This window comes from Streptomyces sp. NPDC005898 (genome assembly GCF_040629635.1).
Taxonomy (GTDB): domain Bacteria; phylum Actinomycetota; class Actinomycetes; order Streptomycetales; family Streptomycetaceae; genus Streptomyces.
The window spans coordinates 38,201-50,203 of sequence record NZ_JBEXWC010000009.1 but is presented as its reverse complement, the minus strand read 5'-3'; the positions used below and the strand labels follow the sequence as shown (position 1 = coordinate 50,203).

The window sequence follows — 12,003 nt, the reverse complement described above, 5'->3', positions numbered from 1 at the left end:
GATGGTCGAACCCATGCGGCGGACTCCCTCTCGTACCAACACGTCTGCGACGGTGTTCACCGTCTGTTCGCGACAACAGAGGTCACGCGTCCAACATTCCCGCCCACCGCGTGACGGCGCCCGTGATGAGGGCCACGGCCTCCTCCTGGGTCGTCTCCGCCTTCTTCGGCACCGCGAAACCGTGATCGCCGTACGGCACTTCCGCCATGTCGTACGCGCCGTCAGGGAACTCGGCGGGCCTGCCGAAGGGGTCGTTCCCGCCCTGGACGACCAGGGTGGGCACCCCGGCGCCGAGCAGCTCGTCGGCGCGGGACTTCTCGGGCCTGCCCGGCGGGTGCAGGGGGAAGCTGAGGGCGAGCACGGCGGCGGCGCCCAGCTCGGCGGCCGTGCGGCAGGCCACGCGGGCGCCCGCGCTGCGGCCGCCGGAGATCACCGGGAGCCCCCGCTTCTCCAGTGCGGGCCAGACGCCCCGCCAGCCGACGTCCAGCGTCTTGGGGGCGGGCGCCAGCTTCTTGCCGGCGACCCGCCAGGGCTGCTCGACGAGGGCGACGCTCACGCCGTGCGCGGGCAGCGCGGCGGCGAGGGCCACCAGGTCGCGGGCCTCGATGCCGCCGCCGGCGCCGTGGCCGAGGGCCAGCAGGAGGCGGGGCCCGCCCTTCGCCGGGTGCCAGGTGATCCGCGCCTCGCCGGCGTCGGTCTCGACGGTCTCGCGCCGGGGCGGGTGTGTTTCGTGCGTCACGTCAGAAGAGTGTGCCCTCTTCGGGGCCGTCCAGCTCCTTCAGCAGCTCCGGTCCGTTGTTGCGTACGTTGCTGACCGCCGTGGAGACGGGGTAGGCCCGCATCAGGCCGGGCGGGGGCGGCTCCAGGAGGGGACGCAGGTCCTCCACGTCGGTGCGGGACGGGTCGAGCCAGGCGTCCCAGCGGTCGGGCGTCAGCATCAGCGGCATGCGCGGGTGGATGTCGGCGAGCGAGCGCGGACCCTCGTCGGGGGCGACGGCCAGCGGCGTGGTCTCGGCCTCCGTGGTGATCACCGTGCAGGTCACCCACCAGGCCAGGGGGTGCTCGTCGGGCAGGGTCTTGTCCCGCCAGAACTCGTAGAGGCCCGCCATGGCGAAGACGGAACCGTCGGCGGGGGTCACGAAGTAGGGCTGCTTGCGGGGCCGCTTCTTCTTGCCCTCGACCTCCAGCCGCCGCTCCTCGGGCGCGGTCAGCCACTCGTAATAGCCGTCGGCGGGCAGCACGCAGCGGCGGGCGGCGAAGGCGCGGCGGTAGGCGGGCTTCTCGTGCACGGTCTCGGCGCGGGCGTTGATCATCCGGGCGCCGCCCTCGGGCGTCTTGGACCAGGAGGGGACGAGGCCCCACTTGAGCGTACGCAGCTGGCGAACCGGAGCCGGGTCCTCGGCGTCTTTCAGGGGGCGGTCGAGCACCGCGTAGACCTCTTTGGTGGGGGCCACGTTGTAATCGGGGGCCAACTCCTCCCCCTCCTCATCGGGGTGCCACTTCTCGATCTCGAAGATCCCCGCGAGATCCGCGGGCCCACGACTCGATGCATACCGTCCGCACATACGTGCCAGACTGCCACGACCCGATCCCCCAGAGGAGCCCGTTCCCGCAATGGAAAGCACCGCCAACGCCAGCCTGGCCGCCCTCTGGGACCGCGTCTTCGGCACGCAGCCCGCGCCCGAGCAGTGGCTGGTGATCGGGGCCGCTCTGGTGGCCCTCGCCGTCGTCGTGCCGCACGGCCCATGGCGCCTGGCCCGCAACGCCGTCACCATCGCGCACGAGGGCGGTCACGGCTTGGTCGCGCTGCTCACCGGGCGCCGCCTCGACGGCATCCGGCTGCACTCCGACACCTCGGGCCTGACCGTCTCGCGCGGCAGGCCCACGGGCCTCGGCATGATCCTCACCGCGGCGGCGGGCTACACCGCTCCCCCGCTGCTCGGCCTCGGCGGCGCGGCGCTGCTCTCCTCTGGGCGCATCACGGCGCTGCTGTGGATCGCCACCGCGCTGCTCGTCGTGATGCTGGTGATGATCCGCAACGCGTACGGCGCCCTGACGGTGGTCCTGACCGGCGGCACCTTCCTGCTCGTCTCCTGGCTGGCGGACACCGACGTCCAGGCGGCCTTCGCGTACGCGGTGGTGTGGTTCCTGCTCCTCGGCGGTGTGCGCCCCGCCTTCGAGCTGCAGGCCAAGCGCCGGCACGGCGGCGCGGGCGACTCGGACGCGGACCAGCTCGCTCGGCTCACCCACGTGCCCGCCGGGATGTGGCTCTTCCTCTTCCACGCCGTCTCGCTCTGTTGCCTGATGGGAGGGGCGCGCTGGCTCCTCGGCGTCTGAGCGGGGTCCGCGGCAGCCACTAAAGTGAGGGCATGACCGAAACCCCGGCGCACACCGCCCTCTGGCCAGCCCCGCTCGCAAGCGGAGCCGTCACCGCGACGGTCCACGTACCCGGTTCGAAATCGGTCACCAACCGCGCGCTCGTGCTGGCCGCGCTCGCCGCCGAGCCGGGCTGGCTGCGCCGCCCGCTGCGCTCCCGCGACACGCTGCTGATGGCGGGCGCCCTGCGCGCGATGGGCGTCGGCATCGAGGAGACGGTGTCCTCCAGCTCCTCCGCCGCGGGCGGCTGTGGCGAGGCCTGGCGCGTGATCCCCTCGGGCCTGCACGGCCCGGCCACGGTCGACGTCGGCAACGCCGGCACGGTCATGCGCTTCCTGCCCCCCGTCGCCGCCCTCGCCGACGGCCCGATCCGCTTCGACGGCGATCCCCGGTCCTACGAGCGGCCGCTGACCGGTGTGATCGACGCCCTGCGGGTGCTCGGCGCCCGGATCGACGACGACGGCCGCGGCGCGCTGCCGCTGACCGTGCACGGCGGCGGCGCCCTGGACGGCGGCCCGGTCGAGATCGACGCCTCGTCGTCCTCCCAGTTCGTGAGCGCCCTGCTGCTGTCGGGCCCGCGCTTCAACCAGGGCGTGGAGGTGCGTCACGTGGGCGGCGCGCTGCCCTCCATGCCGCACATCCGCATGACCGTCGACATGCTCCGCTCGGCCGGCGCGCAGGTGGACACCCCGGAGGCGGGCGGCGAGCCCAACGTGTGGCGGGTGACCCCCGGCGCGCTGCTCGGCCGCGATCTGACCATCGAGCCGGACCTCTCCAACGCCCAGCCGTTCCTCGCCGCGGCCCTGGTCACGGGCGGCACGGTGACCATCCCCGACTGGCCCGCGCACACCACGCAGCCCGGCGACGCGCTGCGCGAGATCTTCACGGAGATGGGCGGCTCCTGCGAACTGACCGAGCAGGGCCTGGTGTTCACCGGCTCCGGCTCGATCCACGGCCTGGACGTCGACCTCGGCGAGGTCGGCGAGCTGACCCCCGGCATCGCGGCGGTCGCGGCCCTCGCCGACTCCCCCTCCACGCTGCGCGGCGTCGCCCACCTGCGCCTGCACGAGACGGACCGCCTGGCCGCGCTCACCAAGGAGATCAACGAACTCGGCGGCGACGTCACCGAGACCGCCGACGGCCTGCACATCCGGCCGCGCCCGCTGCACGGCGGCGTCTTCCACACCTACGACGACCACCGCATGGCGACCGCCGGCTCGATCATCGGCCTCGCGGTGGAGGGCGTACGGATCGAGAACGTCGCGACGACGGCGAAGACCCTGCCGGACTTCCCCGACCTGTGGACGACCATGCTCGGGAACGGCTGACGGGCGGTACGACGACCATGCGCCGCTACGGCAAGAACCCCGACGAGGACGACATCCGCGTCCGCCCCAACCGCAAGGGCAACCGCCCCCGCACCCACATCAGGCCCAAGCACGAGGACGCCGCCGAGGGCATGGTCCTCACCGTCGACCGGGGCCGCCTCACCGTGCTGGTCGACGACCGGGTCGTGATGGCCATGAAGGCCCGCGAGCTGGGCCGCAAGGCCGCCGTGGTGGGTGACAGGGTCGCGGTCGTCGGGGACCTGTCCGGGAAGAAGGACACCCTCGCGCGGATCGTGCGGATCGCGGAGCGCACCTCCGTCCTGCGGCGCACCGCCGACGACGACGACCCCTACGAGCGGGTGGTCGTCGCCAACGCCGACCAGCTCGCCATCGTCACCGCCCTCGCCGACCCCGAGCCGCGCCCGCGCCTGATCGACCGGTGCGTCGTGGCCGCGTACGACGGCGGGCTCGAACCGATCCTCGTGCTGACCAAGTCGGATCTGGCCTCCGCCGACAAGCTCCTGGAGACGTACTCCACCCTCGACATCCCCTACGTGGTCACCAGCCGCGAGGAGTTCACCGACGGCGCCGAGCTGGCGCGGGTGCACGAGCTGCTCGACGGCAAGGTCACCGCCTTCGTCGGGCACTCCGGGGTGGGCAAGACGACGCTGGTCAACGCGCTGGTGCCCGAGGCACAGCGGCGCACGACCGGGCACGTCAACGCGGTCACGGGCCGCGGCAGGCACACCACCACCTCCGCGCTCGCGCTGCCGCTGGCGGAGGTGGGTGGATGGGTGATCGACACCCCGGGCGTGCGCTCGTTCGGGCTCAACCACGTCGACCCGTCGCGCGTCATCCTCGCCTTCCCCGATCTGGAGCCCGGGACGGAGGGCTGCCCGCGCGGCTGCAGCCACGACGAGAAGGACTGCGCGCTGGACGCCTGGGTCGCCGACGGGCACGCCGATCCGCAGCGCCTGTACTCCCTGCGCCGGCTGCTGGCCACGCGCGAGCGGCGCGAGGACGACTGACCCGGCCGGTGTTTGCGGCTGCGCGGCGCCAGGTAGATGCATACTCGCACCAGGCCGGATCGAGCCGGACGGAAGCGGCCGCGGCGACGTGGACGAGTGCGGGAGGCAGGGACATGGCGTGGCTGCTGGTCATCGTGGCGGGGTTTCTCGAAACCGGCTTCGCGGTCTGTCTGAAGCTGTCGCACGGCTTCACCCGGCTCTGGCCGACGATCGCGTTCGCCTGCTTCGCACTCGGCAGCTTCGGCCTGCTCACCCTGGCGCTGAGGAAGCTCGACGTCGGACCCGCCTACGCGGTGTGGACGGGCATCGGCGCCGCGGGCACCGCGATCTACGGCATGATCTTCCTCGGTGACCTGGTCTCCACGCTCAAGATCGTCTCGATCTCCTTCGTCATCATCGGCGTGATCGGGCTCCAGCTGTCCGGCTCCGCGCACTGACGGCCCGCCCGGCGCCACCGGGCGCTCACCTGGCGGCGACCCAGCGCCCTATGGCCCCGCGGACCACCTCCGCGGGGTCGTCGTCGTCGCGGGCGGGCGCGACCACGTACGACAGGGCGAGGCGGACGGCGCTCTCGCAGGCGAGGGCGAGGTCCGGGTCCCGTGGCCTGCCCCGGCCGCCGAGCGCGGTCACCGCGCGGTCGCGCACCAGCGCCAGCAGCTCCGCCGCCGAGGGCACCCCGGCGTCCGCGCGGCGTTGCGCGGGCACCGGCGACGCGGCCCCGGGGGCCCTGCTCGGCGTGGGCAGCCGATCGCTCCAGCAGCCGGTGAGCGCGGCCCGCACGAGCGCGTTGCCGCGCGCGGCGCCCACCGTCCAGGCGGCGACGGCGGCCAGGCGGTCGGCCGGTTCGCGCTCCTCGGCGAGCGCGCGTTCGACGCCGTGCAGATAGCCGTCGGTCTCGCGGCGCAGGAGGGCGCGGGCGAGACCGTCCTTGCTGCCGAACTCGTTGTAGAGGGTCTGCCGGGACACCCCGGCGACCGCCGCGACCTCGACCATGCGCACCCCCGGCCACGGTCTGCGGGCGAGCGCCGTGAAGGCCGCGTCCAGTAAGGATTCCCGTGCTGCGGGCATCCCCGCCTCCCCGGGTCGAAGCGGCTCCGGCTGCCAGCGTTGACGCGCTCGCGGGCACTGTCAAGAGCTCCGGCGCGAGCCCGCGCGAGCGGGCCGGATCGGGCGCTGTGGCCCGCCTGGACCGGGCTCGATACTGTTCACCCATGCCCGACTACCACGATGATCTGCGTCTCGCCCATGTCCTCGCGGACGCCGCCGACGCCCAGACCATGGACCGGTTCAAGGCCCTCGACCTCAAGGTCGAGACCAAGCCGGACATGACGCCGGTGAGCGAGGCCGACAAGGCGGCCGAGGAGCTGATCCGCTCCCAGCTGCAGCGCGCGAGGCCGCGCGACGCGATCCTCGGCGAGGAGTACGGCATCGAGGGCACGGGCCCGCGCCGCTGGGTGATCGACCCGATCGACGGCACCAAGAACTACGTACGCGGTGTGCCCGTGTGGGCCACGCTCATCTCCCTGATGGAGGCGGGCGAGGGCGGCTACGAGCCCGTCGTCGGCGTGGTCTCCGCGCCCGCGCTCGGCCGCCGCTGGTGGGCGGCGAAGGGCGGCGGCGCGTACACGGGGCGCAGCCTCACCTCGGCGACCCGGCTGCACGTGTCGAAGGTCTCGCGGCTCTCGGACGCCTCTTTCGCCTACTCCTCGCTCTCCGGGTGGGAGGAGGAGGGCCGCCTCGACGGGTTCATGGACCTCACCCGGGCGGTGTGGCGCACCCGTGCCTACGGCGACTTCTGGCCGTACATGATGGTGGCGGAGGGCGCGGTCGACATCTGCGCGGAGCCGGAGCTGTCCCTGTGGGACATGGCGGCGAACGCGATCGTGGTGACGGAGGCGGGCGGCAGCTTCACCGGCCTCGACGGCCGGCCGGGCCCGCACAGCGGCAACGCGGCGGCGTCGAACGGCCTGCTGCACGACGAACTGCTGGGCTATCTCAACCAGCGGTACTGAGCCGTACGGAGCCGAATCGGCACTGCCGTTCGGACGTACCACGGGCGTTCTGCCCGGATGCCCCGAACTGACCACGCACGCCCTCTTGTTGGCCCCCGCTGCGCCTGCCACATTGAGAGTCCCCACTCTTGTGCACTTGTGAATCCTTTCTCCGAGCCGGGAGCGGAGGCAATCCTTCGCCCACCGGGAGACCTTGGATTCACCAAGGAGGTGGCTCACGCCCATGCACGTCCGCGACGCCATGAGCACGGTGGTCCTGACCATCGGCCCCACCCACACCCTGCGCCAGGCGGCCAGGCTGATGTCGGCGCGCCGCGTCGGCGCCGCCGTCGTCCTCGACCCCGACACCTGCGGGCTCGGCATCCTGACCGAGCGCGACATCCTCAACTCCCTGGCCCGCGACCAGAGCCCGGACACCGAGATCACCGGTACGCACACCACGACCGACGTCGTCTTCGCGAGCCCCGCGTGGACCCTGGAGGAGGCGGCGGACGCCATGGCGCACGGCGGCTTCCGGCACCTGATCGTCCTGGACGCGGGCGAGCCCGCGGGCATCGTCTCGGTCCGCGACATCATCCGCTGCTGGGCGCCGGTGCGGCGCGCGGCGGCGCGGGTGACGGCCTGAGCGGCAGCGGGTGACGGCCTGAGAAAACGGCGGCGGGCCGGTCCCCGAAGGGATCCGGCCCGCCGTCATGCCCCGGCAAGGGGACCGGTCAGCCGCGCAGGGCCTGGACCGCGGCCTCCAGCCGCTTGCCGAAGTCGGCGTCCGCCTGGCGGAAGTTGTTGATCGCGCGCTCGGCGATGTCGTCGCGCGAGACCTTGGCGATGAAGCCCGACAAGTTCTCGACCAGCCGGTTCTTCTCGTCCTCGGTCATCAGGCGGTAGAGGTTGCCCGCCTGCACGAAGTCGTTGTCCTCGGAGTGGATCGGAGCGGCCTGATCACCGGTCACGCCGGTCACCGGGACCGGCTGCCACAGCGGGCGGTCGGTCTGGTGCGGCCCGCCGAAGCTGTTCGGCTCGTAGTTCTTCGCGCCCTTGTGACGGCCGTCGTACAGGAAGCCGTCGCGGGAGTGGGTGCGCGCCTCGGCGGCGTGCGGGCGGTTCACCGGCAGGTGGTCGGCGTTGATGCCGACGCGGTAGCGGTGGGCGTCGCCGTACGCGAAGAGGCGGCCCTGGAGCATCTTGTCCGGCGAGGGGCCGATGCCCGGCACGAAGTGGGCGGGGCTGAAGATGGCCTGCTCGACCTCGGCGAAGACGTTCTCCGGGTTGCGGTTGAGCTCCAGCTTGCCGATCTCGATGACCGGGTGGTCCGCGTGCGGCCACACCTTGGTGAGGTCGAACGGGTTGAAGCGGTACGTCTCTGCCTCCGCCGCCGGCATGACCTGCACGCCCACGGTCCACGACGGGTACTCGCCCCGCTCGATGGCCTCGCGCAGGTCGCGCTGGTGGGAGTCGGGGTCCGCACCGGCGAGCCGATCGGCCTCGGCCTGGGTGAGGTTCTTGATGCCCTGGTCGGTCTTGAAGTGGTACTTGACCCAGAAGACCTCGCCCGCCTCGTTGTTCCACTGGAACGTGTGCGAGCCGAAGCCGTCCATGTGGCGGTACGAGGCGGGGATGCCCCGGTCGCCGAAGAGCCAGGTCACCTGGTGGGTGCTCTCGGGGCTGAGCCCCCAGAAGTCCCAGACGTTGTCCGCCTCCTGCGAGCCCGTGTAGGGGTCGCGCTTCTGGGTGTGGATGAAGTCGGGGAACTTGATGGCGTCCCTGATGAAGAAGACCGGGGTGTTGTTGCCGACGAGGTCGTAGTTGCCCTCTTCGGTGTAGAACTTCAGCGCCCAGCCGCGGGGGTCGCGCACGGCGTCGGCCGAGCCGAGGTTGCCGGCCACGGTGGAGAAGCGCAGGAACGTCTCCGTCTGCTTGCCGACCTCGGAGAGGAACTTCGCCCGCGTCCACTGCGAGACGTCACGGGTGAGGGTGAAGGTGCCGTAGGCGCCCGCACCGCGTGCGTGCACCACGCGCTCCGGTATCCGCTCGCGGTTGAAGTGGGCGAGCTTCTCCAGCAGCAGCTGGTCCTGCACCAGAACCGGCCCGCCGACGCCCGCCGTCTCGCTGTTCTGGTTGTCGGCCACCGGCGCGCCGGCCTCCGTGGTGAGCGGTCCCTGCGTCACGTGCGCCTCCTGCGTCATCAACCCTGCGGGTGGTCCCTGCGGGTTTCTATCCCTTGGCCAATGCCTGCCCTCTGACCAACGTCGTAATTGATCCTACGATAGACTTTGTCTAAGTCAAGTGAACATCCAAAGTCACACCCGTTCGGGACTGGCTCCCCTGCCTGTTAGGCTGGTTTTCATGAGTGACCTGTTGGAACGACTGCGCGGACGCGGCTGGCGCATGACAGCGCAGCGGCGCGTCGTGGCCGAGGTGCTCGACGGGGAGCACGTCCACCTCACGGCCGACGAGGTGCACGCCCGCGCCACGGACAAGCTGCCCGAGATCTCCCGGGCGACGGTCTACAACACCCTGGGCGAGCTGGTGAGTCTCGGCGAGGTCCTGGAAGTGGCCACGGACCGCCGCGCGAAGCGCTACGACCCGAACGCCCACCGGCCCCACCACCACCTGGTGTGCGCCCGCTGCGGCGCCATCCGGGACGTGCACCCCACGGGCAATCCGCTGACCAGCCTCCCCGACTCGGAGCGCTTCGGCTTCACGGTCGAGGGCGTGGAGGTCACCTACCGGGGCGTCTGCCCGGACTGCGCGACGGCCTGAGCCCTCCCGCGTTCCACGTTGCACGAAGGGCCCGGCACCTCTCGGTGCCGGGCCCTTCGTCTCGCCCCGGGTCGGCGCACGCTCCCGGAAAACACCGAAGGCCCGGAATCCTGGGATTCCGGGCCTTCGGTCTTCAGTAGCGGGGACAGGATTTGAACCTGCGACCTCTGGGTTATGAGCCCAGCGAGCTACCGAGCTGCTCCACCCCGCGTCGATGAACTCAACAGTACGGCAGGCCTGCGACCAGCGCAAATCCGTTCCGGGGGCGGGGTGGCCCCGGGATTCTCTAGGCGGACAGCTCCTGCCGCAGCGCCTCGCGCAGCCGGCCCGCCCGCTCCGCGACCTCCGCGGGGCCGAGCTCCACGGCCCGCGAGGCCCAGCGCTGCCCCTGCGCCAGCTGCCCGCGCCGGGCGTACAGCAGGGCGAGCCGCAGCGCCGCCCTGCCGTGCCCGGCGTCGGCGGCCCGCGTCCACCACAGGGCGGCCTCGGGCTCGCTGCCCTCGCGGGCCAGGAGCAGCCCGAGGTTGAAGGCACCGTTGCGGCTGCCGGCCTCGGCGGCCTTGCGGTACCAGCGCGCCGCCTCGACGACGTCGCCCCGGCCGGCGGCCAGCATGCCGACCCGGACCTGGGCGCGCCGGTGGCCCTGCTCGGCCGCGCGCTCGTACCACTCCTCGCACTCGGTCTTCCGCGCCGCCGACTCGCCGAGGGCGGGCGGTGCCGCGGCGGCGCGACGCGCGTCGAGCAGCGTCCCGAGCCGGTACGCCGCCTCCGCGCTGCCGCCCCCGGCCGCGCACCGCAGATGCCGTTCGGCCTCCTGCTCGTCGCCCTCGCGCAGCCGTGCGGTGCCGACCTGGAGGGCCGCGTCGGTGTGCCCGGCGGCGGCCGCGCGCTCGTACCAGCGCAGGGCGGAGGCCGCGTCGCCGCGGCTCGCGTACAGGATCCCGAGGTTGAAGGCCGCGTCGACGCTGCCCGCCTCGGCGGCCTTGGAGAACCACGGCTCGGCGCCGGCCGCGTCCCCGCCCTGGAGCAGCAGCACGGCCAGCGCGTTGGCGGCCTCGCGGTGGCCCGCGTACGCGGCGCGGCGGTACCACTGGTCGGCCTGCGAGGTCCGGCCCTGCTCGGCGCAGAGCAGCCCGAGGTTGTACGCGCCGTTCACGTCGCCCGCGTCCATCGCGGCGCGGTACCAGCGCTCGGCGGTCTGGGTCTCGCCGCGCTCGGCGTGCAGCGCGCCCAGCGCGTTCGCGGCGTTGCCGTCACCGTCCTGGGCGGCCTTGAGCCACCACACGGCGGCGCTCTCCTCGTCGCCCGCGTCCCGCAGCAGGAAGCCGAGGGCGCAGGCCGCCCTGGACTCGCCGTCCTTGGCCGAGTTCAGGTACCAGCGGCCGGCCTCCTTCAGCTCGCCGCGGTGCTCCAGGATCGCGCCGAGGTGCAGCGCGGCCCTGCGGTGGCCGCGCGCGGCGGCCTGGCGGTACCACTGCTCGGCCTCGCCGGCCGGGGTGTGCGTGCCGCCGCCCTCGCGCGCGGCGCGGCCGGCCCGCACCGGGCTCTCGCCGCACTCGATGGGCTCGCCGCGCTCCGCCGCCGCCCGCCGGTCCAGCGCACGGGCCAGGCGGTACGCGGCCTCGCGGTGGCCCCGCTCGGCGGCGACCCGCAGCCAGCGCTCGGCGCCGACGTCCCCGCGGTGCTCCAGCAGGTCGGCGAGGGCGTACGCCCCCAGGGTGTGGCCCTGCTCGGCGGACTGGCGCAGCCAGTACTCGGCGGCGGGCTCGTCGCCCCGCTCGCGGTGGTAGCGGCCGAGCGCGTGGGCGGCCGCGGCCGACCCCGCGACGGCGGCGACCCGCCACCAGCCGGCCGCCTCGTCGGCGTAGCCGCGCTGGTGGAGCAGGACGCCGAGGTTGTTGGCGGCGGCGCGGTCGCCCTCGGCGGTCGCCGCGCGCAGCATGGACTCGGCCCCCTCCAGATCGCCGCGGCGCAGCAGCAGGCTCCCCAGGACGCTCATCGCGTCGACATCCCCGGCCTCGGCGGCCAGCCGATGGCGCATCTCTTCGGCGACCGCCCCGGGATCTTCCTCCCGGTCGGCCGCCTGCACAAACCGCCCTGTATCCAACAGAGTTGCCTTGTCCCCCATAACGTCCATCGTCGCACCACCCGCAACCTGGGTACACCGCATATACCGCGTATACCCACAGCCAGTGAAGTCACTTCGGCGTTTTGTCGACATGCCCACAGAGAGATAAGTGAAACACAGATACCCCAACTCTCCCCCGTCAGCGCGCCGTTCGCGCGAGTCGGCATAGGACACCCGCAAACCCACGGCGGACCTCACGCACGGCACACGACAAAGGCCCGGATCCGTAAGGATCCGGGCCTTCACCTTGCAGTAGCGGGGACAGGATTTGAACCTGCGACCTCTGGGTTATGAGCCCAGCGAGCTACCGAGCTGCTCCACCCCGCGCCGTTGTGTTCAAACCGTACCACGGCGCGAGGTGGCTCCTTGAC

The 12,003-nt window shown here is 72.7% G+C and carries 12 protein-coding genes and 2 tRNA genes; 7 read left to right on the top strand and 7 right to left on the bottom strand.

The features are described from left to right. Window positions 1-82: 82 nt before the first annotated feature. Both ABZ385_RS14875 and ABZ385_RS14870 read right to left on the bottom strand, forming a co-directional pair. A complete protein-coding gene (locus tag ABZ385_RS14875; protein WP_358911594.1) occupies window positions 83-739 on the bottom strand; it encodes an alpha/beta family hydrolase in 657 nt (218 codons plus the stop codon). 1 nt (window position 740) lies between these two features. Further along, window positions 741-1,565, bottom strand: coding sequence for an SOS response-associated peptidase (locus ABZ385_RS14870; protein WP_358588990.1), 825 nt, complete (start codon window positions 1,563-1,565; stop codon window positions 741-743). Between the two features lie 49 nt (window positions 1,566-1,614). Between ABZ385_RS14870 and ABZ385_RS14865 the strand changes: the two genes are divergently transcribed. The 4 genes from ABZ385_RS14865 to ABZ385_RS14850 all read left to right on the top strand — a co-directional run bounded on the left by ABZ385_RS14865 (window position 1,615) and on the right by ABZ385_RS14850 (window position 5,169). After that, window positions 1,615-2,337: a M50 family metallopeptidase gene (locus ABZ385_RS14865; protein ID WP_358911592.1), complete on the top strand. Its 723-nt coding sequence runs from the start codon at window positions 1,615-1,617 to the stop codon at window positions 2,335-2,337. A gap of 32 nt (window positions 2,338-2,369) precedes the next feature. Further along, window positions 2,370-3,704 (top strand): 3-phosphoshikimate 1-carboxyvinyltransferase, encoded by a 1,335-nt coding sequence (aroA, locus tag ABZ385_RS14860; protein ID WP_358911591.1) that lies wholly within the window; start codon window positions 2,370-2,372, stop codon window positions 3,702-3,704. A gap of 17 nt (window positions 3,705-3,721) precedes the next feature. Next, window positions 3,722-4,732 (top strand): ribosome small subunit-dependent GTPase A, encoded by a 1,011-nt coding sequence (gene rsgA / locus ABZ385_RS14855; protein ID WP_358700418.1) that lies wholly within the window; start codon window positions 3,722-3,724, stop codon window positions 4,730-4,732. A gap of 113 nt (window positions 4,733-4,845) precedes the next feature. Beyond that, window positions 4,846-5,169, top strand: a complete 324-nt coding sequence (locus ABZ385_RS14850) for a multidrug efflux SMR transporter (protein WP_358588995.1) — start codon at window positions 4,846-4,848, stop codon at window positions 5,167-5,169. Between the two features lie 25 nt (window positions 5,170-5,194). On the opposite strand, the gene ABZ385_RS14845 is transcribed toward ABZ385_RS14850, so the two are convergent. Then, entirely contained in the window at window positions 5,195-5,800 is a 606-nt protein-coding gene (locus ABZ385_RS14845) for a TetR/AcrR family transcriptional regulator (RefSeq protein WP_358588997.1), read from the bottom strand. A gap of 143 nt (window positions 5,801-5,943) precedes the next feature. Between ABZ385_RS14845 and hisN the strand changes: the two genes are divergently transcribed. Next, window positions 5,944-6,744, top strand: coding sequence for a histidinol-phosphatase (hisN, locus tag ABZ385_RS14840; RefSeq protein WP_358698333.1), 801 nt, complete (start codon window positions 5,944-5,946; stop codon window positions 6,742-6,744). 223 nt (window positions 6,745-6,967) lie between these two features. Beyond that, window positions 6,968-7,369: a CBS domain-containing protein gene (locus tag ABZ385_RS14835; protein ID WP_358589001.1), complete on the top strand. Its 402-nt coding sequence runs from the start codon at window positions 6,968-6,970 to the stop codon at window positions 7,367-7,369. An 88-nt stretch (window positions 7,370-7,457) separates the two neighbouring features. On the opposite strand, the gene ABZ385_RS14830 is transcribed toward ABZ385_RS14835, so the two are convergent. Beyond that, the gene (locus ABZ385_RS14830) at window positions 7,458-8,909 is read right to left on the bottom strand and encodes a catalase (RefSeq protein WP_358589004.1); all 1,452 of its coding nucleotides are present in this window, start codon (window positions 8,907-8,909) and stop codon (window positions 7,458-7,460) included. A 178-nt stretch (window positions 8,910-9,087) separates the two neighbouring features. Between ABZ385_RS14830 and ABZ385_RS14825 the strand changes: the two genes are divergently transcribed. Next, window positions 9,088-9,504 (top strand): Fur family transcriptional regulator, encoded by a 417-nt coding sequence (locus ABZ385_RS14825; protein ID WP_358698329.1) that lies wholly within the window; start codon window positions 9,088-9,090, stop codon window positions 9,502-9,504. A 137-nt stretch (window positions 9,505-9,641) separates the two neighbouring features. Here ABZ385_RS14825 and ABZ385_RS14820 read toward each other — a convergent pair. The 3 genes from ABZ385_RS14820 to ABZ385_RS14810 form a co-directional block, all read right to left on the bottom strand. Further along, window positions 9,642-9,715: transfer RNA gene (locus ABZ385_RS14820), tRNA-Met, on the bottom strand. A 75-nt stretch (window positions 9,716-9,790) separates the two neighbouring features. Continuing rightward, complete coding sequence (locus ABZ385_RS14815) at window positions 9,791-11,641, bottom strand: sel1 repeat family protein (RefSeq protein ID WP_358911589.1); 1,851 nt, start codon at window positions 11,639-11,641, stop codon at window positions 9,791-9,793. A gap of 244 nt (window positions 11,642-11,885) precedes the next feature. Further along, window positions 11,886-11,959, bottom strand: a tRNA-Met gene (locus ABZ385_RS14810). Window positions 11,960-12,003: the final 44 nt, after the last annotated feature.